The 19725-nt window shown below is 43.0% G+C and carries 12 protein-coding genes; 3 read left to right on the top strand and 9 right to left on the bottom strand.

The genetic code is table 11. The features are described 5' to 3' along the window. The first annotated feature begins 40 nt into the window (after positions 1 to 40). Positions 41 to 652 carry a phage tail protein gene (locus PAARA_RS05630; RefSeq protein WP_062568073.1) on the top strand — a complete coding sequence of 204 codons (612 nt, stop codon included), beginning with the start codon at positions 41 to 43 and terminating at the stop codon, positions 650 to 652. Positions 653 to 820: 168 nt separating this feature from the next. Further along, positions 821 to 9358 (top strand): Ig-like domain-containing protein, encoded by an 8538-nt coding sequence (locus PAARA_RS05625; protein WP_062568072.1) that lies wholly within the window; start codon positions 821 to 823, stop codon positions 9356 to 9358. A 131-nt stretch (positions 9359 to 9489) separates the two neighbouring features. Here PAARA_RS05625 and PAARA_RS05620 read toward each other — a convergent pair whose 3' ends face one another. From PAARA_RS05620 to PAARA_RS05590, 7 genes are all read right to left on the bottom strand, one after another. Then, positions 9490 to 10320, bottom strand: a complete 831-nt coding sequence (locus PAARA_RS05620; RefSeq protein ID WP_062568071.1) for a sugar phosphate isomerase/epimerase family protein — start codon at positions 10318 to 10320, stop codon at positions 9490 to 9492. A gap of 74 nt (positions 10321 to 10394) precedes the next feature. Beyond that, entirely contained in the window at positions 10395 to 11150 is a 756-nt protein-coding gene (locus PAARA_RS05615) for a gluconate 2-dehydrogenase subunit 3 family protein (RefSeq protein ID WP_062568070.1), read from the bottom strand. 2 nt (positions 11151 to 11152) lie between these two features. Next, on the bottom strand, positions 11153 to 12832 hold the full coding sequence (locus PAARA_RS05610; RefSeq protein WP_062568069.1) for a GMC family oxidoreductase: 1680 nt from the start codon (positions 12830 to 12832) through the stop codon (positions 11153 to 11155). Position 12833: 1 nt separating this feature from the next. Next, positions 12834 to 13526, bottom strand: a complete 693-nt coding sequence (locus PAARA_RS05605) for a 3-keto-disaccharide hydrolase (protein WP_062568068.1) — start codon at positions 13524 to 13526, stop codon at positions 12834 to 12836. Positions 13527 to 13550: 24 nt separating this feature from the next. Beyond that, entirely contained in the window at positions 13551 to 14771 is a 1221-nt protein-coding gene (locus PAARA_RS05600; RefSeq protein ID WP_062568067.1) for an MFS transporter, read from the bottom strand. 34 nt (positions 14772 to 14805) lie between these two features. Next, a complete protein-coding gene (locus PAARA_RS05595; protein WP_062568066.1) occupies positions 14806 to 15858 on the bottom strand; it encodes a sugar phosphate isomerase/epimerase family protein in 1053 nt (350 codons plus the stop codon). 6 nt (positions 15859 to 15864) lie between these two features. Next, the gene (locus tag PAARA_RS05590) at positions 15865 to 17025 is read right to left on the bottom strand and encodes a Gfo/Idh/MocA family protein (RefSeq protein WP_062568065.1); all 1161 of its coding nucleotides are present in this window, start codon (positions 17023 to 17025) and stop codon (positions 15865 to 15867) included. A 162-nt stretch (positions 17026 to 17187) separates the two neighbouring features. On the opposite strand from PAARA_RS05590, the gene PAARA_RS05585 reads away from it, so the two are divergent. Then, complete coding sequence (locus tag PAARA_RS05585) at positions 17188 to 17913, top strand: AraC family transcriptional regulator (RefSeq protein WP_062568064.1); 726 nt, start codon at positions 17188 to 17190, stop codon at positions 17911 to 17913. On the opposite strand, the gene PAARA_RS05580 is transcribed toward PAARA_RS05585, so the two are convergent. Both PAARA_RS05580 and PAARA_RS05575 read right to left on the bottom strand, forming a co-directional pair. Further along, positions 17910 to 18779 carry a glucosamine kinase nucleotide-binding domain-containing protein gene (locus PAARA_RS05580; RefSeq protein ID WP_062568063.1) on the bottom strand — a complete coding sequence of 290 codons (870 nt, stop codon included), beginning with the start codon at positions 18777 to 18779 and terminating at the stop codon, positions 17910 to 17912. The genes PAARA_RS05585 and PAARA_RS05580 overlap by 4 nt on opposite strands. Positions 18780 to 18781: 2 nt before the next feature. Continuing rightward, positions 18782 to 19510: a copper homeostasis protein CutC gene (locus tag PAARA_RS05575; RefSeq protein ID WP_062568062.1), complete on the bottom strand. Its 729-nt coding sequence runs from the start codon at positions 19508 to 19510 to the stop codon at positions 18782 to 18784. Between the last annotated feature and the right edge of the window lie 215 nt (positions 19511 to 19725).

The following is a 19725-nucleotide window of genomic DNA, read 5'->3' as shown; positions in this document are numbered from 1 at the left end:
CAATCACAACAAGGTATGTAAATTATTTAGAGGAATCAACATGGCTACTGAACCCTTTATTGGCACTATGACAACTTTTGGCGGCACATTCACGATTGAGAACTGGGCAATGTGTGTCGGCCAAATCCAAGCAATTAGCGAAAACACGGCGCTGTTCTCATTACTTGGAGCCCAGTATGGTGGTGATGCTCGCAGCACATTTGGCTTGCCTGACTTGCGTGGGCGTAGTCCAGTTGGACATGGGCAAATGCCTGGCGGGCAGGATTATAGGCAAGGTTTTAAAATGGGTCGCGAGTTTATCACTTTGACAGTTCCACAAATGCCATCGCATACCCACACCGCTGTTTTTACAGCTAGTGGTGGTACTGCTGCGAGTGGCTCTTTACAGGTAGCGACTAATCCTGCGTCGACAGGAACACCAACATCAGACACGTATATAGGCGCAAATACTAGTCCAGGTTTCTTTAAACCAGGTTTGGGGGGAGCCGATTTAGTTGAGATCAAAGGGCTAAATATTCAAGACGGTGGTTCTGGTGGGGGAACGGTTACAAACCTTGATACTGGCTCTAGTTCGCCAGTTAATATAGTTAACCCAGTATTACCGCTCAATTGGTTAATTGCTTTGCAGGGAGTTTATCCCTCTCGTGCATAGTTGTTTGTTAAAGGACTAGCTCTCCAACAGAGTTAGTCCTTTATGCATTGTGGGTTGAAAAAAATTATTTGATTTTAGTGCCGTTATAAAAATTAATGTGCCTACCACGTAGATGGGATTGTTTAATGTCTCTTTTTTGTTGTGTAAATATAAATGTTTGGTCGAGTTATGAATAGTAAGCATCTTTTAAGCTCTAACTGGGGGCGATATCACCTATTGAATGGTAAGTTTAACTTTACGAAACTTACTTTGCTTTTATCTGCGGTTTTTAGTACTAGTGCAATAGCAAGTACATTTACTTTTGATAATAGCGCAAATAATACAGGGGATGGCTCGACTACGTTCACTTCAACCACTGACGGTGTGACGCTGACAGCGACTCAATCTGCAGGTAGAACAATTAGTTACCAAAATGTTTTATCGGGGTTTATGGTACCAACTACTTCTCAGTCCGGAGAAACTTGGACGATGTCCTTTAGTTCGAATATTAGCATTACGCAATTTGATCTCGGGCAGTTTAGTGGTGGTGGAGTTGGTGGAACCTATACGTTTACTCCAGATAGTGGAACGGCAGTTACAATTTCTGATAATGACCCTGACTGGAGTGGTGACAGCTTAGCAACATTAACGGCATCCGACTGGACCTCTGTATCAACGGTTGTTGTTAGTTATGTGGGTGGAGGGTTCAATGGACACAATTTAGGCATTGACAATATTGAGTTTATGCTCACGCCTTCAGATAGCACTGCACCGCTCATTAGTGAAGTGACACCCGTTACAACCCCAACGAACGATAACACGCCTAACTACACCTTTACTACCGATGAGGCTGGTACCTTGTCTGTAGGAGGTAGCTGTGGTACGTCGACATCAACAACTATCGGTGGTACAGGTAATCAAACTATAACTTTAACTCAAACTGATAATTCAACAGCTTTGGCTGATGGCACCTACAGCAACTGTACTATCACTGTGACCGATGCAGCGAATAATCCTAGTTCAGTTTTGAATATAACCAGTTTCACAGTGGATACTACAGCGCCAGCGGTTGCAGAAGTGACCGCAGTGACCACTCCAGGGAGTGACAGTACTCCGAGCCACACATTTAGTACCACTGAAACGGGCACACTATCAGTAGGAGGGAGTTGTGGCACCTCAAGCTCAACAACGATTAGTTCAATAGGTAACCAAACCATTACTCTGACGCAAACCGATAACAGCACACCGCTCGTCGATGGTACATACAGTAATTGTACGATTACAATAACGGATGCTGCGGGTAATGCTAATACGCCATTGGCAATAAGTGCTTTTACAATTGACAGTATAGGGCCTACGTTTGATGGGGCAAATTCGACGCCAAGTGATGATGCCACAGGTGTTGCAGGAAATGCCAATATCGTTGTCGACTTTAATGAAAATATATCCCTTGGAACGGGGAACATTACTATTCGTGACGTCAGTAGCAATAGTGACTTTGAAGTATTTAATGTAGCAACTGAGAGCGATGGTACGACGACAAGCCCAAGTGCCGGTCGTATAGGCATTACAAATGATAAAATTTATATAAACCCTAGCAATAATTTATCGGGTAATCGTAACTACGCTATTCGTATTGACGCAACTGCTGTTGATGATTCTGCGGGAAACAGCTTTCCAGGTATTAATGATGATACAAGCTTTAATTTCTCGACAGGTAACACTGCACCTGCAGTTGACTTAGATTCAACGAGCGGCAGTGACGATAGCAGTGTATCATTCTCTGAAGGGGCTGGTGCGGTCAATATTGCAGCGAATGCGGCTGTGACAGAAGCAGATGGCGACACGCTAACAACCATTACCGTAAGTCTTACAAACGATCAAGATGGTGTATCTGAAGGGTTAAATATTAGTGCATCAGCCCAAGATGCATTGACGGGAGTTTCAGGATCGTCTGATATTACGCTACAAGATACAATATCTATAACTGGCGCAACTGCTTCTGCAGCAGAAGTACAAACATTTCTACAAGCCATCACTTACAACAATACTTCCAGTTCACCGAATCAAACTTCTAGAACTGTAACCGTTGTCATAAATGACGGTACAAATAATAGTACTTCTCGCACAGCGACTATTTCTGTGAGTAATCTCACAGCGGCGAGCAGTACTGCAGCCAGTTTTAATACAACAAACGGCACGAATTTATCTCCAGCAATTACCTTCACCAGTGACGATGAAACACTGACTATTGCTGATCCCAGCCATATTGTCGGTTCAATTGCAGATGGGGGCGCGGGGACAGATACCTTGTCTGTAGCAACAGGCTCTAATCTAGCTAATTTTACGACATTAACTAATTTCGAAACATTAACGCCAGAAACTGATGGATCTTTGACACTTACAGAAACGCAGCATGATGCGTTTACAACGATCAATGGCTCAGGTACTAACCAATTTACAATATCGAGTGCTGATGGAGATCAAACCCTTATCGGTGATAGCGATATCGAGTCTTATGTGCTGGGTGCGGCAATGAGCTTTACACTGGCTAGTTCTGCGCAGAGTGTTACGGGAAGCACTGGAGTTGATACTATAGATGTTGCAGGTTTTACGACAACAGGTACGCTTGCAGGTGGTGCGGGTACAGATACGTTACGAGCGGATACTGGCGCAAACATCAGTGGTGCAACGCTTAGCAGCTTTGAGTCATTGACCTTGAGTGATAATGCATCAGTGACGATGACCGAAGCACAGCATGATAACTTCACAACAATCACTGCTGCTGGCACTGAGAGTATCACTATCAGTGATTCAAGTGATGGTTTAAGGGGTAATAGTGCAGTTGAAACTTACATACTTTCAGCAGTTAACACTTTTACTTTGGGTCATGCAGCGCAGAACCTAACAGGGAGCAGTGGTGACGATACAGTAAATGTAGGCACATTGAATGCAACGGGAACGCTGGCTGGAGGAAGTGGAACAGATACACTCATACTCAGCAATAGTGGGAATATTGCTGGCGCAACGGTTAGTGGTTTTGAAAATTTATCAGTAGCAGAAAATGGTTCAGCTACAATTTCGGTAGCGCAATTATCGTCGTTTACCGGAACAGTTTCTGGTAGTGGAAGTGAGTCTTTAACACTGTCAGGTGACGGTGATATTACCACTATTTCTGCAATTGAAAGTTATACACTGTCTGATGATTCTACAAACGCACGAACAGTGACAGTAAGCAACACTAACCACTCTGTTACAGCTACTTCAACTTCAGATGCAGTGACCTTCGATTTAGGTTCGCTTACTTACACAGGCACAATCACGGGTGACAATACGACTGCGGACACATTATCTTTGGGTTCTGGTGCTGATATTACTGCTGCAACTATCAATGGAGTAAGTAATTTAACGATAGAATCGGGTGCCAATGTTGCAATGACAGTCAGCCAGCACCAAAACTTTAACGGTACATTGACTGCCAGTGGTTCGGAAACTATTACGCTAAGTGGTGACGGGGATATAACAGCACTAACAGGTATCGAAAACTATCTGATTGGTGATGATAGTTCTAATACTCGAACCATCACAATTTTAAGCGGTACGACATCTGTCACAGCTAATTCAACTTCAGATGCCATCACGTTTGCTATCGGCGGAAGTGCTTACAGTGGCATATTAACTGGCGATAGTAGTGTTGCTGATAATCTATTAGTAACTGATGGTGCAGACGTCAGTGGTGGTGTATTTAATAGTATAGGAACGCTCAGCTTAGCGAGTGGTGCAAGTGTTGCTGTTGATGCTGAAAATTTAAATGATTTTACAACTGGCATTACTGGCAGTACAGGCATTGAAACACTAAACCTTATGGATGGGGGAACCTTTGACTTTGCTACAACTAATGTTACGGGAATCGAAGGGATCTCAATTGGCACTAATAATGTAGCAACGATTAATTTAACTGATAACTTCAATGCAGATACACAAACAGTGTCTGTTACTAATACCACTGGCAGTGCAATAACTGCTGATCTAGTAATTGATGCTTCAGCGTTTGTTGGCGATGTTCTTGAAATTACCGCTGCTGACTTAGATGGATCAGACACGATGATTGGTGGTAGTGGTGCAGATACTATCCGCCCAGGTGGGGGAGCAGATACCATCACAGGTAATGGTGGAAGTGATAACTTCATTGGTGAATCAAGTGATTTGAATGGCGATACACTAACAGAACTGAGTATTGGTGACGTAATAACGATTACTGGTATGACTGGGTTATCAACCAGTAATGTGCGTTTTAATGGCAGCAGTATCCTAGAGATTGATACCAATGCTACTGACTTCTCAAGTCCTGAAATATCACTCTCACTTACAAATGCTCCAGCGAGTGATCTTGTGTATACAGTCGCTGACTCGGGCAGTGATACTGTGATTACTTTTGGATCTTCAAATAGTGGCCCTGTTTTTAGTGGCTTGAATGGAGGAAGCACGTTTACTGAGGGCGGTTCAGCGATCGTAATTGATGCCAATGTCACAGTCGCAGATAGTGAACTAGACGCACTTAATAGCGGCAATGGTAATTATGATGGTGCATCTGTAACTATCGCGCGAGCGGGTGGAGCCAACGGTAACGATCTCTTTACTAACACAGGGTTGCTGGGAGTGTTAACTCAAGGCGGTGCGCTAAGCTATAATAGCAATGTGGTGGGAACGGTAACCACTAATTCAGCAGGAACATTACAACTTACTTTCAACAGTAATGCGACTTCAGTTCTCGTTGATAGTGTGTTGCAGGCAATTGGCTACATTAATAATGCTAATAACCCTGCCTCAACAGTCACGCTTAACTATACTTTTAATGATGGGCTGATAGATAGTACGGGCACCAATCAGGCTATTGTAACAATTGTCCCTCCAAGTGTTCCGTCGAATAATGCACCGGTTATTTCAGGTCAACCTATTACTTCAATAGATGAAGACACGCTTTATAGCTTTACTCCTTCTGCGACAGATTCAGACGGCGATAGCTTGGAGTTCAGTATTACGAACTTACCATTATGGGCTCGTTTTGATAATACGACGGGAACAATCTCAGGTACACCAATTGAGGGACAAAGTGGTAGTTACGATAATATTGTTATTACTGTCTCTGACGGTGAACTTGAATCAGCTCTACCAGCATTTAATATTATTGTGAATCCAGTGAATGATGCACCTGTTATTTTCGGTGTACCGCCTATCGAGGTGAAGCAAGGTGAAAACTATAGTTTCACGCCTACCGTTGAAGATGTTGATTCAGACACTTTCAGCTTTTCTGTCTCTAATCTACCTGCATGGCTGAGTTTTGATACTTCTACGGGCAGACTGTCAGGCACGCCTGATATTACTGACGTAGGTAATTATGAAAATATTGTCATTAGTGTCAGTGATGGTTCATTACAAGCAAGTTTAGAAGGGTTCTCTATCCTTGTTAATGCGACTAACGCAGCGCCAGTAGCCAATGACATGCAGAGAAATGTCCAAGAAGATGGGACAACGAGCTTTGTGGCAGATGTTCAAGACGCCAATGATGATTCATTAGCTATCGAACTTATCTCGCAACCTGAAAATGGTAACGTACAAGTACAAGGGACGATTTTTACTTATACACCGAGCCCAAATTTTAATGGCAATGATACATTTACTTATCGTGTTTCTGATGGACAATTATCATCTAATGACGCTTCAGTGGTGATAAATGTAAGTGCGGTAAATGATGTCCCTGTGGCGAATAACGATAACTTTAATTTTGCAGCCGTATCTGATAATCAATATACATTATCAGTACTTGAAAATGACACCGATGCTGATGGCGATGCATTGCGTATCATTGGTGCAAAAGCGTCGATAGGTACAGTATCTATTAACAATAACACGTTGAGTTATCAAGCAATTGAGAATACTCAAGGCCCAATTCTTGTTAATTATATTATCGAAGACGAGAATAAAGCTCGAGCTAAAGCGACTGCAACGATTGCTATTAATAGTGATGATTCTTCAAAAGTGCCAGTCATCACGGCACCTGCAGATTTAACTGTCAATGCAACAGGTTTGTTCACCAAAGTTGATCTGGGAGTGGCAATGGCGTTTGATAACTTAGGTAATCCTCTACCTGTTTCGCTCGTACGTGGAGCCCCTATTTTTGCACCGGGTAAACACTTGGTGTACTGGCAAACCGTGGATAATGAAGGTCAACAAGTAACGACAACTCAGCAATTAAATGTTAATCCTCTTGTATCATTACAAAAAGATAGTCGAGTTGCTGAAGATAAAGAGCATGCCGTCAAAGTGTATTTAAACGGACCTGCTCCAAGTTATCCTGTGGTAATTCCTTACACTGTATCTGGTACAGCGGACAGCGCTGATCATGATTTACAATCTGGCGAATTGGTTATAAGCGCTGGCGTGTCGGCGAGTATTCCACTAATGATTTTTGCCGACAGTAGTGATGAAGGTAACGAAACTATTGTTATAACCCTTGGTGACTCTGTAAATAAGGGCGCAAAATCTACTTCAACGGTGACAATTGTCGAAGACAATGTCGCGCCGAATATTGAGACCTTAGTTTTACAGAATAATCAACAACGCAGCACTATTACTGCTTCAGGTGAATTGGTGACAATTACCGCAAACGTATCAGATCCAAATCCAACGGATGAAGTAACTGTTGAGTGGGATGCTGCGCTAGAGTTTGTGAACACCTCAAATGATCCGTTCATTTTTGAGTTTAATCCAGCCGCTGTAGCTTCTGGCATTTACAAGGTACGTGTTACTGCAAAAGATAATGCAGTACCAAGTTTGTCGACTATGAAAGATGTTTATATTGAAGTAATACCGTCACTACCTGAACTGACTGCGGTTGATAGCGATGGCGATTTAATACCTGATGATCAAGAAGGGTATGTAGACTCTGACAGTGACGGTATTCCTGATTTTATGGATGCAATCTCTGATTGTAACGTAATGCAAGAGCAAGCATTAGAGTCGTCACAATTTTTAGTAGAAGGTGACCCTGGAGTATGTCTGCGCAAAGGGGCTACAGTGCCGCAAAATAATACGGGCGGTTTGCAGTTGCTAGAAACAGAATTACCGGAAGATCCAACTGCAAGCAATACTGGAGGGCTATTCGACTTTATAGCAACGGGTTTACCAGAAGTTGGTGATACCTACAGTATTGTTTTACCGCAGAGACAACCTATTCCTGTAAATGCTGTTTATCGGAAATTAATTAATGGAGATTGGCAGAACTTTGTAATTGTTGACGGCAATGAAGTACTGTCAGCGCAAGGTGAACCAGGCTTCTGTCCTCCGCCAGGTAGTAATGAGTGGACAACAGGGCTATCTGAAGGGGACTGGTGTGTACAACTACGTATTGTTGACGGTGGTCCAAATGATGATGATGGTGTTGCCAATGGTAGTATTGTAGACCCAGGTGGTGTTGCTGTGCCAACCACAGGAAATAACGCCCCAATTGCGAATGCAGATGCTGTGACAATTATGGCTGAGGAATCTGTCGTTATTGATGTGATAGCCAATGATGAAGACATCGATAATGATACCCTTACCATTACCGGTGCAACGGTTGATTTCGGTACTGTTGTTATCGAGAATAATCAGCTTGTTTACACGCCTATAGTCGGGTATATCGGGGATGCGACTATTCAATACAGTATCACTGATGGGATGGGAGGAACGGCTAATAGTACTGCAATTGTGACTATTAAAGTTAATCAAGCTCCCGTGACACAAAATGATAGCGCATCTAGCAATGGAGAAACCATCACGATTGATGTTTTAGCTAATGACAGCGACCCAGAACAAGGTGAACTGTTCTTAGTTTCGGCTACCACAGAATTTGGTACCTCCGTTGTTAACAGCGATGGTACGTTGAGCTACACCCCCGCGGCTGGTTTTGAAGGGATGGATACGATCAACTATATTGTGAAAGATGCACAAGGTGCGCAATCACAGGGAAGCGTTTCAGTAACCGTTGAGTTAAAACAAACTGTTAATGTGAGCAATAAATCATCAGGTGGTGGCCTTGGCATGATCACCTTACTCGTCGTTTCTGCTTTTGTAGTAAGACGTAGAGTGTCTCGGTTACCGAGTTTTGCTCTCCTATCCACTAGTTGTGTGTTAGCAAGTTCAGCAGCCGCGGAAGATTGGCAAGTGTCTGCAACCCTAGGTCAAGCGACAGCTCAAAGTTCATATTCATCTGAGCAATGGGTACAAACGGCGATTGATGATGAAAGCATTAGTTGGTCCGTTGGTGCTTTTTATAATTTAAAACCTAATTGGAAGTTGGGTATTAGATATATTGATTTAGGCGAAGCGAGTGTTAATTTTTCTAAAGAAACGAGTAACCCTGAGCAAGCGCACTCAGAACTTTCAGACAAAGCGCCTGCTTTACCTACTGGCTTGGCAATTCAAGCTAACTATTTAGTTGATTTAGCCTCATCGCTCAAAGGGGAGCTGTTTCTAGGTGCGTATCATTGGAAATATAAAATAAACAGTCGCAGAGATAATTCAAATACTATTGTCAAACGGGATGAAGGAACTGATCTTTTTCTTGGCGCAGGTATAAATTATCAACTACTTGACTCAGTTAGTATAGGTGTTGACTATACGCGGTATTTTGTCTCTGAGAATGATATAAATGAAATTGCTCTTTCAATGAGCTATCAATTTTAATTATTTAAAAGCCAGCACTTTTGTGCTGGCTTTTTTATTAGAGTTAGCCGACAGAGCAAAAACACTTGGAGTTGAATTAGCAAGGTCATACTTATTTTTACAAAAATTGTGGACCTATAATGCTGAACTCTTTAGCGATGCTGTAAAATCTTATCTAAGTTTTGTTTTGATTTAGCAACGCTTTGTAGTGGGGTTAGTCCGTTTGGGTATTCTTCCTGTTCCATCACTAGCCACTTGGTGTCGCCGTGCGATTCTAACGTATCGATGATGGCAGACCAATCAATGTTGTTTTCACCAATAATCGGGCTCATGTTGCTGCCCTTAATCGTGCGTACTTTAATGTGCGTTGCAAGTGTACGGTTAGGGTACTTTTTAATAAAGTAGATTGGATCTTTATCTGCGTAATTGACCCAGCCTATATCTAACTGCAATGGCATGGTCTTGGGTGTATTAGTGGCAATGTAATCCCAAAACGTTGCGTTATTAAATGCATTAAACTCTTTATTATGATTGTGAAAACCGATCTTCATATCAAAGCGGGTTGCATAATCACTGACTTTAGTGAGCTCTTTAACCAGAGATTTAACACCCTCTGGGTGCCATGCTCGCTCATCCCAAGGTATATAAAGTGTGTTCACACCAAGGGTCTTGTAAAACAGCAGGGTGCTATCAATTGTGTTTTCACTGAGCGCATCAAAGCCTATATGGGCACTACTAGCAACTAAGCCAAATTCACTGAGCTTTGCTCTTAAGGCTGCTGGGTTATTTGAGTATGGACCAAAATCTCCGGCAAACTCAACACCGTCAAAGCCCATTTCGGCAAGAGACTTAAGCGTACCATGAAAGTCATTTTTTAAGGTGTCTTTGACTGACCATAACTGCACACTCACTGGCAGTTTTGCGAATAATTGACCACTAAATACAAGGCTAAAAATGAGCAATAAAATGCGGGTTTTAAACATACTTAAATCCTAAAAAAGCAGGGGAGAGCTCCCCTGCATTAAACTGTGTTATAAAACAACACAAGGGGGGAAAGTTAATCGGTATAGGCGTACTCGCTTAAACCAAGCTCAGCTAAAACCTGATCTAAATGAGCTTTTGCTTCATCAGAAGGGCCAGGGTAATCACCAGCAATTGGTACATTACCAAGGTAACCTATGTCTTTACAGCCTTCAGGGGTACAGAAAAAGGCAGCAAGCACTAACTCTTTAAAGCGTAAAAAGGCTTTACCAATACGCTGAAATTGCAGAGGTGTCTGCTCGTTTAAAAACGCAATATCGTCTAAAATCGCGCGATGTTGCTTTTCGTTAAGCGCAACAAATTGCTTTTTAAAACGAAGCTGTGCTTCATCGTTAAGCCACGCGAGTGAATTTAAAATTTTAATTCTATCGCGTTGTTGGCCTTCATAAGGCGCGCTTACCCACTCATTAATAACTGCCGGTACTTGTAGCTCACTGGCTGAAGGAATTTCTCCTTCGCGCGGTACAATGTAATCAGATAAAAGCGCTACTAACGTAAGCTCGTCCGCTGTTAAGGTCAGCGGCCAAGGTGATTCTGGTGGCATCACCAAATTAGGATCTTGGCCATAGCCTTTAGCGGTGACAGGCTTAATATCTAAATCAGGCCAATGCTCTTTTGCAGAGACAGCACCGTCATCTTCAAGTGCTTTTGTGCAGCCAGCAGTTAAACCAACCGCCGAGCCCGCAGCTAATAGGCCAAGCCATTTTAAAGACTCACGGCGGCTCATGTTAGAAACATAGTTATATGAGTCATGTTCGTTACGATGATGCATAATTAAAGTACCCCGTTATCAATTTGTTGAGCAAGCCAAGTTGAATTACGCATTGCCAGTGTCATGATGGTGAGCGTACAGTTTTTATGGGGGTTAGAAGCAAATACACCGGCATCCATTACAAATAGGTTATTACAATCCCATGTTTGACCCCATTGATTGGTGACCGAATCTTTCTTTGAGCTCCCCATTCGAGTCGTGCCCACTTCGTGAATGATTTCGCCACCTTTAGAAATGGCTTTTTCTGCAGGCGGGAGCTCGCCAACGGTCGCCCCCATGTTTTCTAAGATTTGCTTCGCGGTTTTTAAACCATGTTCGATTTGCTTTAACTCTCTGTCAGACCACTTAAAGTGGAACTTTGATACCGGAATACCCCATTTGTCTTTAACCTTTTCGTCGATTTCCATATAGGTATCTTTGTTCGGTAACATTTCGCCACGTAGAGCAAAGCCAACGTAAGAGCCATATGCATCACGAATTTGTTGTTTAAGGGCAGGACCATAACCTTGTTTATCACCCGATACACCTGAGCCTGGTTGCCTAAAGCCACCGCCAATTTCAAAGTGATAACCACGTGGGAAATCTAATTCATTGTTAGCTTGTGCTTGATGACCCCACCAAGGAATAAATAAGTGGTTAGCGGTATGGCCATCTTCGTTATAGCGTGGGCGGCCTTTAAGTGCTGGAATTTGTGCACCTAACCATGCACCCGTCGAATCCATTAAGTTTCTACCTACTTGGCCACTTGAATTAGCAAGGCCTTTAGGGTGCTTTTTATTTTTTGAGTTTAATAAGATACGCGCTGATTCACAGGCACTGGCTGCTAAGATAACCACATCAGCATCAATGGCATGCTCAGTGACCGTATGTTTATCAACATAGGTTACGCCAGTTACTTTACCTTGCTCATCAACCTTGACTGATTTCACCATGGCATCGGTAATGACTTTTAAGTTACCGGTAGCTTTTGCCATTGGCAGTAATGATGTCGTCGTTTGAAAAGCGGCGCCAATCGAGCAACCCGAGCCACAAGGCGTTGCATAAAAACAGGCCATGCGGTCATCTTTCGGGCGGGTCAATACCGCGCGGTGCATAGGCACTGCTTGGATGCCCATTTTCTTTGCAGAGGCGGCAATTAAAAGCTCAGGAACACGCGGCTTCGGTGGTGGCTGTAAAATACCTGGCGATGAATCTGGCATATCTTCATGGCCTGTATTGGTGCCACATACACCAACAAGTTCTTCAGTTTTATCGTACCAAGGTGCTAAATCAGCGTATTCAAAAGGCCAGTCAGCACCGTGACCATCACGGCTTTTGCCTTTAAAATCGTGCTCGCTAAAGCGTAATGAATAGCGGCCCCAGTGGTTTGTTCGACCACCTAGCATACGTGCGCGCCACCAATAAAAGTCGCTCCCTTTTGCGCTAGTGTATGGCTCATCAGGCACTTGCCAGCCGCCATCAACAGTTGCGTCGTAAAAGCCAAAGTTTTTGTCTTTATTACCGGCACCCATAAGTGGGGCTTCGTTGTTACGACGAAACATCGGGCTTTCTGTTTTCGGGTCATAATTACGACCGGCTTCAAGTAATAACACTTTGTGGCCAAGTTTGGTCAGCGTGTAAGCAGCCATGGCACCGCCAGCACCAGAGCCAACTACTAATACCTTGTGTTTAAAATCAGACATCTTATAGCTCCTTGATTTTTATATTTTTAAACCACACTTTGTCGCCGTGGTCTTGAAGCCCAATATGACCTTGTTCAGCCGTTGCAAAGTTTTGCCAGGTTGCAAACTTACTGCCTTTAACAAGGGTATTCCAGGTTGTACTACCAATCACAATGCTGGTGGTGCTAATACCGTTTTGCCAAACTTGTAAATGGTTGTCTTGCATCTTAATACGTACATGGTTCCAGCTATTTGCTGGTTTGTGCGCTGCAACTGGCGCAGCAAATAAATCGTAAATTGACCCCGCTAAATGCGAGTCAATTTCAGTATCTGGGTGTTCTTCGTTATCAATAATTTGAATTTCAGGCGCATGAGAGTAAATCATCTGCCCAGTTTCATCAGCCAGTACGAAAATGCCACTATTGCCTTTGGTAGAGATTTTCCAATCAATCTTTAATTCAAAGTTTTGGTACTGCTTTTTAGTGAGCAGATCACCGCCACCTTTGGTTAGTGTCATAGCGCCATCTTCAACGACCCATGCAGGGTTTAAAGATTCGCTTTTAAAATTGCGCCATTGCGACATATCTTTACCGTCAAATAACAACTGCCAGCCAGCTTGCTTTTCTTGTTGTGTAAGCTGATTGTCAGCCGCATTAGCGAGTGCACAGCTACTAACGGTGAGCATTAAAGTCAGTGCTTTAAGAGATTTAAACATAGTGTTCCTCGACGATTTACTTGCTTAAGACGCACATTTTTCGGTGCGTTTGTTGTTATTAATTACTAAATGCAACCCAATGAATGCGACGATTAAAATAATTGGGAAGATCAGTAGGTTTTGTAATACAGCCTGTCCGGCTAAAATTTCAATTTGTTCAGCACTTGCGCCACTTGCTTCTGCCGATGAGCGTGCTGTATCTATCCAGCTACCAATTACAGGGTTCCAAATGCTCATCGCAAACATGCCTGCACCGCCCATTAACGACATACCCAGCGCCCCTGACTTTGGAATGTATTCAGCAACGCAGCCAAGCATGGTTGGCCAAAAGTAGGTAACGCCAAGTGCAAATAATATGGCTGCTAGATAAATCATGCTGCCCTCGGCTTGGCTCATCATAAATATACCTAAGCTTGCACAAATGGCTGAACCAAGTAATACACCGGTAGGGTTGAGCTTGTGCACAATGGGGCCAGCAAAGAAGCGACCAATCGCCATCAGGCCAGTGATTAAGGCTAATACCACCATAGGAGAGGCACCCGATGAACCTAGAATACGCTCAATCCATTGTTGCGTGCCAAACTCAGTGGTTGCTGTGAGTGTCATACAGGCAATTAAAAAGAGGTATAACGGCGTGAATAAGTGGCGAATATTACTGCTGGTTGAGTGAGCACGCGTATCAAAGCTAGGAAACTGCGCTTTAATTAGCATCGCGCCATAAATAACGGTTGGAACTAAAATTAACGCCACTTGCCATTGCCAGTTTAAACCCGCTCCCGACATAAAGTTAGAGGCAAGTGCGCCAATCACAATGCCACCTGGAAACCAAACATGAAAACGGTTTAGCATGGTGGTGGTGTTTTTAGGGTACATTTCTGCAATCAGTGGATTACAGCCCGCTTCAACAGCGCCGTTGGCAAAACCAATCAAAAAAGTAGAAACCAGTAAGCCCCAAAAACCATCAGCTGTTATCGTCAAAACAAGACCAAGTAAATGACAGATAAAGGCTAACGCCACTAATTTCTTCGCGCCAATGGCATTATAAATAATACCGCCGACCATAGTCGCAACCGGAAAGCCTAAAAATGCCATGGCATTAACCCAACCTAATTCGGTGTCGGTTAAGCCAAACTCACTGCCAAGTTGACCCAAAATACCAGCACGAATGGCAAAGGTCATAGAGGTCACAATCAGTGCTATACAGCAAAGCCGAAAGACAATGCGGTTATAATTATTGTTGTCCATATTGTGTGTCCTGTGTGTTCAATTGTTGTCGGTTTTATAAACCTAAAATTCGATTATTACGCTCAGTGTTTGTTGTGCCACTGGCAAAATCGTCAAAGGCTTTGTCTGTTGGATTTATTAAGTGGGCTTTAATAAACTCAGCGCCTTCTCTTGCCCCATCTTCTGGGTGCTTTAAGCAGCATTCCCATTCAAGTACAGCCCAACCATCAAACCCATATTGAGTTAACTTGCTGAAGATTTGCTTAAAATCTACTTGGCCATCTCCTAAAGAACGAAAACGACCCGGTCGGTCTTGCCAGTTTTGAAAACCGCCATAAACACCTGAGCGGCCATTTGCGATAAATTCGGCATCTTTGACATGAAACGCTTTAATGCGCGAATGATAAATATCGATAAACGCTAAATAGTCGAGCTGTTGCAATACGAAGTGGCTCGGATCATAAAGAATATTAACGCGCGGATGATTATCAGTTGCCGCTAAAAAGCGCTCAAATGTCACACCATCATGTAGGTCTTCACCCGGGTGTAATTCATAACAGACATCTACACCATGCTCGTCAAAGCAATCTAAAATAGGTAACCAACGCTTAGCAAGCTCATTAAAACCTTGCTCAACGAGTCCTTGTGGGCGTTGTGGCCACGGGTAAAAGGTATGCCATAAAAAAGAACCCGAAAAAGTCGCATGAGTTGTTAACCCCAGGTTCTTACTGGCTTTAGCAGCTAGCATCAGTTGCTCTGTTGCCCATTCTGTACGTGCTGCAGGGTTACCTTTTACATGCTCTGCGGCAAAGTTATCAAACATTTCATCGTACGCAGGGTGCACAGCAATTAACTGACCTTGCAAATGTGTTGATAACTCTGAAATTGTAAGTCCATACTCTGTGGCAATACCAGTGACTTCATCGCAGTATTGCTGACTTTGGGCGGCTTTTTCTAAATCGAAAATTTCAGGGTTAGAGGTAGGTACTTGAATCGCTTTGTAACCTAAACCGCTTGCCCACTTACATAAGCCACGAAGGCTGTTAAAGGGGGCTTCTTTAGAAATAAACTGCGCCAAAAAAATTGCTGGCCCTTTGATTTTATTCATTCTTTATTATCCAATCTGTAATTTGTGCCACTTAATGTCTTGCTTCGATGAAGCAACTACGTGCTCAATAAATGCCATACCACGTATAGCTTCATTGATGCCAGGCACATCAAATGCTGAGTTTGTTGCTCTATCGCCTTGTTTAAATGCGTGAATTTGTGCTGCAAAATTGCTGTAGATATTAGCAAATGCTTCTAGGTAACCTTCAGGGTGACCTGCAGGGGCGCGCAGTGCGTTTTGTGTGTCAGGGTGTAATTCACCCACACCCGCTCGCAGTAAAATAGAGGGTTGGTTGTGACCACGCAGCCATAAACTATTAGGTTCAAGCTGTGACCATTCAAGGCTTGCCTTGTCGCCGTAAATACGTAGCCGTAAGTTGTTTTCATCGCCAATAGCGATTTGGCTTGCCAGTAAAACGCCTTTACAACCATTATTGAATCTAAGTAGCACGGTGCCATCGTCATCAAGGGCGCGACCTTCAACCACATGATTTAAATCGGCACAAAGCTCGGTGATTTCGAGATCAGAGACATACTCGGCTAAGTTAGCTGCATGCACGCCAATGTCGCCCATACAACAACTAATGCCAGACTTACTGGTGTCTAAACGCCAGCTAGCTTGTTTTGAGCCTTCGTCTTCACTGTGTGCTAACCAACCTTGGGTGTACTCAACAATCACTTTACGTATAGTGCCAAGCTCACCGGCTTTAATGCGATGTTTGGCCTCTTTGACCATAGGGTAACCTGTGTAAGTGTGGGTTAACCCATATAAAACCTGCTGCTTTGCAATGATGGCTTGTAATTGCTCTGCTTCTGCGAGAGTGAGCGTTGCGGGTTTATCTGATAGCACATGAAAACCATGTTCAAGCGCCATTTTTGCGACCGGAAAATGCAAATGGTTGGGTGTTACAATAGCCACAAAGTCGATACGCTCATCAGCGGGTAATTTTGCTTCTTCGATAAATAAGCTTTGGTAACTGTCGTAGCAACGACTGCTATCAAGCCCGAGTAGTTCGCCAGTTGCTTTACATTTGTTTGCATCTGAACTGAATGCGCCTGCAACAAGCTCTATCATCCCGTCTAACCGCGCTGCAATTCGATGAATAGCGCCAATGAAGGCACCATCGCCACCGCCTACCATTGCCATGCGGATCTTAGCTTTGCTCATCTTAAGCGCTCCTAATTTAAATAGCGTTAGCTACTGTTAATCTCATGTTATTGATAATAGGAAAGCTTGAGCAATAAGTGATAATAAAAATTCGGTTGACAATGCAACAAAATCGGCGTTTAAAATATATAGCATTATTCGGGAAAGAGACAAAATTGAGCGATGGATATACAAGAAATAATAAAAAAAGCTGGTGTAAATCAGTTGATTGCTGCATTTGACTTATTGCCAGATATTCTCTTTTGGGTAAAAGACACAGACAGTAGAATCTTGCATTGTAATCAACATTTTATTGAGCATCAGGGTTATAAAACACTTGAGCAAATATTGTTAAAAACAGACTTCGATTTTTCCCCAAAACACTTGGCGTTTCAATACGTCAATGATGATAAGCGAGTGATGGAAGGCTTCATAGTGACTGACCGTTTAGAGCTCAACCAAACTCAACAAGGTGAGCTTGGTTGGTTTTCAACGTCAAAGCATGCTTTAAAAGATCACGATGGCAATGTGATTGGTACTTATGGAGTGACTCGACATCTACAAAAAACCTCAAAAGCACTTTCTCATGTAAGGGCAATTGAAGAGCCGGTAAAATTTATTCGCGAGCATTATCATCGTCAGATCAGCATTGATGAATTAGCAGAGCTTGCGCACTTGTCGGTAAGTGCTTTAGAGCGCCGCTTTAAAAAGCACTTAGCAAAAACTCCCAATCAATTTATTAACGAAGTGCGCCTCGAAAATGCCCGCAAGCTACTCATTGAAACGCAACTGCCTATTTCACAAGTGGCTTATCAGTGTGGGTTTTCTGAACCGAGTTACTTCAGCAAACAATTTCGGCGTTTGTTTGGTGAAATTCCCTCACAAATGCGCTCACAACTCGGCGATTAAATTGCCGCTCTTGCCATTAAAATAGCCCCTTGCTCAGCACTGGCAAGGGCGGGGGTTAAACGCGCTTTACTGGCATCAGTTAAATAAGGCGTGATGGCACTGGCAATGCCGCCCATCAAGGTAACGTTTTCAATACCTTGTTTTTCAAAGTAAGCGATATAGCGGGTAATGTATGCGCACGCTTCATTTATTAATTGCTGACAAAAAGCGTCATCAGAATAGCTAAAAGCCAGCGGTGCAAATTTGGCGAGCTCAACAGGGCGTGCTGATATTAAACGCTGACTTAACGCTTGGCTTGAGTTGCAGTTAAGCTGGGTGAGCAGGGTATCTACAGCAGCGGAACTTTTCGCAACACCATCAAGTACTTCAAATGCTTTACGGCAAAGTTGTAAGCCTAACCAACCACCACTGGCACCATCGCTCAACAATAAACCATAGCCTCCCAATTCACTAAATTGGTTTTGCTGTTGGTAGCCTGCACAAAAGCCGGTGCCAATAATAATCACCGCGCCATCATGGTGTTGGTGTGCGCCTTTACACGCAATCAGCATATCTGTTGAAAGAGTAAACTTAGCAAAAGGGTGCTGCCATTTGGTCATGGCTTGATAGGCAGAGTCGATATTGGCACCGGCAAGCCCAGCATGCACATAGGTGTTTTTGAGCTCGCTTAAGGCAAGCCCTGCCTCATGAAAAGCAAGCTCAGTGGCGTGCAGTATTGAGTCTTGGCTTTGTTGACAGCTGGTGGCCACGTTTGCTGAGCCACTTATGGCTTCGCTAAGCAAAGAGCCATTTTCGTTTTCTAAACGAACTTTACACTTACTGCCACCGCCATCAATACCTAAAAAATACGTTGCTTTTTTCGCCATGCTTAATCCTTTGAAAGTAGCTTATAGATAGCCTCAGCGTTAATTGCACCTTGTGCGTTATGCACGCAAGAGTGTACATGCACAGATGCATTTGCTGAATAATTTTGTATTAATTGCCAAAAAGCTTCCGCGTTTTCTAGGGTAACGCCGCCACCCATAACAATTTCTATTTGATTGGCGCTCTGCGCTAAATATGTGTTGAGCTGATTTAGACCATCAACGGCACTTTGCCCGCTTTGCCACGGCGTGCCTGATGTTAATATACGGTCAACTCCTAAGCTAATGAGTGTATCAAGTGCGCATAACGGGTTTGTAAGGGTATCGAATGCACGGTGAAAGGTCACCATTAAGCCATGCTGTTTAGCTGTGGCAACTAAAGAGCGAGTCACGTTTAAATCAAGTTTTCCTTGTTTGACTGCACCCAATACTACCCCATGTGCCCCTAGATTAGCTGCGAGTTTTATCTGTTTTTCCATTAATTTATGACACTCAGTACGAACAGTAAAATTGCCAGCTTCTGGTCGTATCATTACTAATAGCTCGGTATTTCTGGTCAGGCTTTTCAATGCGCATTCAATTGCTGAAATACTGGGTGTTAAGCCTCCTAGGTGTAAATTGCTGCATAGCTCAAAGCGCTTTGCGCCTAAGTTGCAAGCCGTAAAAACGTTGTTTGCAAGTTGCTTTAAGTCGCTTTCATTTAGACAGACTTCAAGGATTTTACCATTGTTCATAGTTGTGTTTTTACCATATCTATTACACCTAGTTTCTAGTCACTTATTTCACTTGTTTTATCAGAAAGTATTTTATGTATTTTAATCTATTTTTATCAATTACTTATATTTTACGGTGTGTTCTTTGAAACTTTGGTTTACGCACATAAAACATAAGGTTAACTATAAAGTAGAATATATAAAAATGAATATAAAATATTCCTTGCGCCGATTTT

The organism is Pseudoalteromonas arabiensis (genome assembly GCF_001550155.1).
Taxonomy (GTDB): domain Bacteria; phylum Pseudomonadota; class Gammaproteobacteria; order Enterobacterales; family Alteromonadaceae; genus Pseudoalteromonas; species Pseudoalteromonas arabiensis.
The sequence above is the reverse complement of the archived record's forward strand: the minus strand, read 5'-3'. Positions and strand labels throughout refer to the sequence as shown.

What these genes read in the sequence shown, in the direction of transcription:
- PAARA_RS05615 (WP_062568070.1), bottom strand. Translation starts at nt 11,150, where the DNA reads ATGCATCATCGTAACGAACATGACTCATATAACTATGTTTCTAACATG.
- PAARA_RS05575 (WP_062568062.1), bottom strand. Translation starts at nt 19,510, where the DNA reads ATGAACAATGGTAAAATCCTTGAAGTCTGTCTAAATGAAAGCGACTTA.
- PAARA_RS05590 (WP_062568065.1), bottom strand. Translation starts at nt 17,025, where the DNA reads ATGAGCAAAGCTAAGATCCGCATGGCAATGGTAGGCGGTGGCGATGGT.
- PAARA_RS05600 (WP_062568067.1), bottom strand. Translation starts at nt 14,771, where the DNA reads ATGGACAACAATAATTATAACCGCATTGTCTTTCGGCTTTGCTGTATA.
- PAARA_RS05580 (WP_062568063.1), bottom strand. Translation starts at nt 18,779, where the DNA reads ATGGCGAAAAAAGCAACGTATTTTTTAGGTATTGATGGCGGTGGCAGT.
- PAARA_RS05595 (WP_062568066.1), bottom strand. Translation starts at nt 15,858, where the DNA reads ATGAATAAAATCAAAGGGCCAGCAATTTTTTTGGCGCAGTTTATTTCT.
- PAARA_RS05625 (WP_062568072.1), top strand. Translation starts at nt 821, where the DNA reads ATGAATAGTAAGCATCTTTTAAGCTCTAACTGGGGGCGATATCACCTA.
- PAARA_RS05630 (WP_062568073.1), top strand. Translation starts at nt 41, where the DNA reads ATGGCTACTGAACCCTTTATTGGCACTATGACAACTTTTGGCGGCACA.
- PAARA_RS05610 (WP_062568069.1), bottom strand. Translation starts at nt 12,832, where the DNA reads ATGTCTGATTTTAAACACAAGGTATTAGTAGTTGGCTCTGGTGCTGGC.
- PAARA_RS05605 (WP_062568068.1), bottom strand. Translation starts at nt 13,526, where the DNA reads ATGTTTAAATCTCTTAAAGCACTGACTTTAATGCTCACCGTTAGTAGC.
- PAARA_RS05620 (WP_062568071.1), bottom strand. Translation starts at nt 10,320, where the DNA reads ATGTTTAAAACCCGCATTTTATTGCTCATTTTTAGCCTTGTATTTAGT.
- PAARA_RS05585 (WP_062568064.1), top strand. Translation starts at nt 17,188, where the DNA reads ATGGATATACAAGAAATAATAAAAAAAGCTGGTGTAAATCAGTTGATT.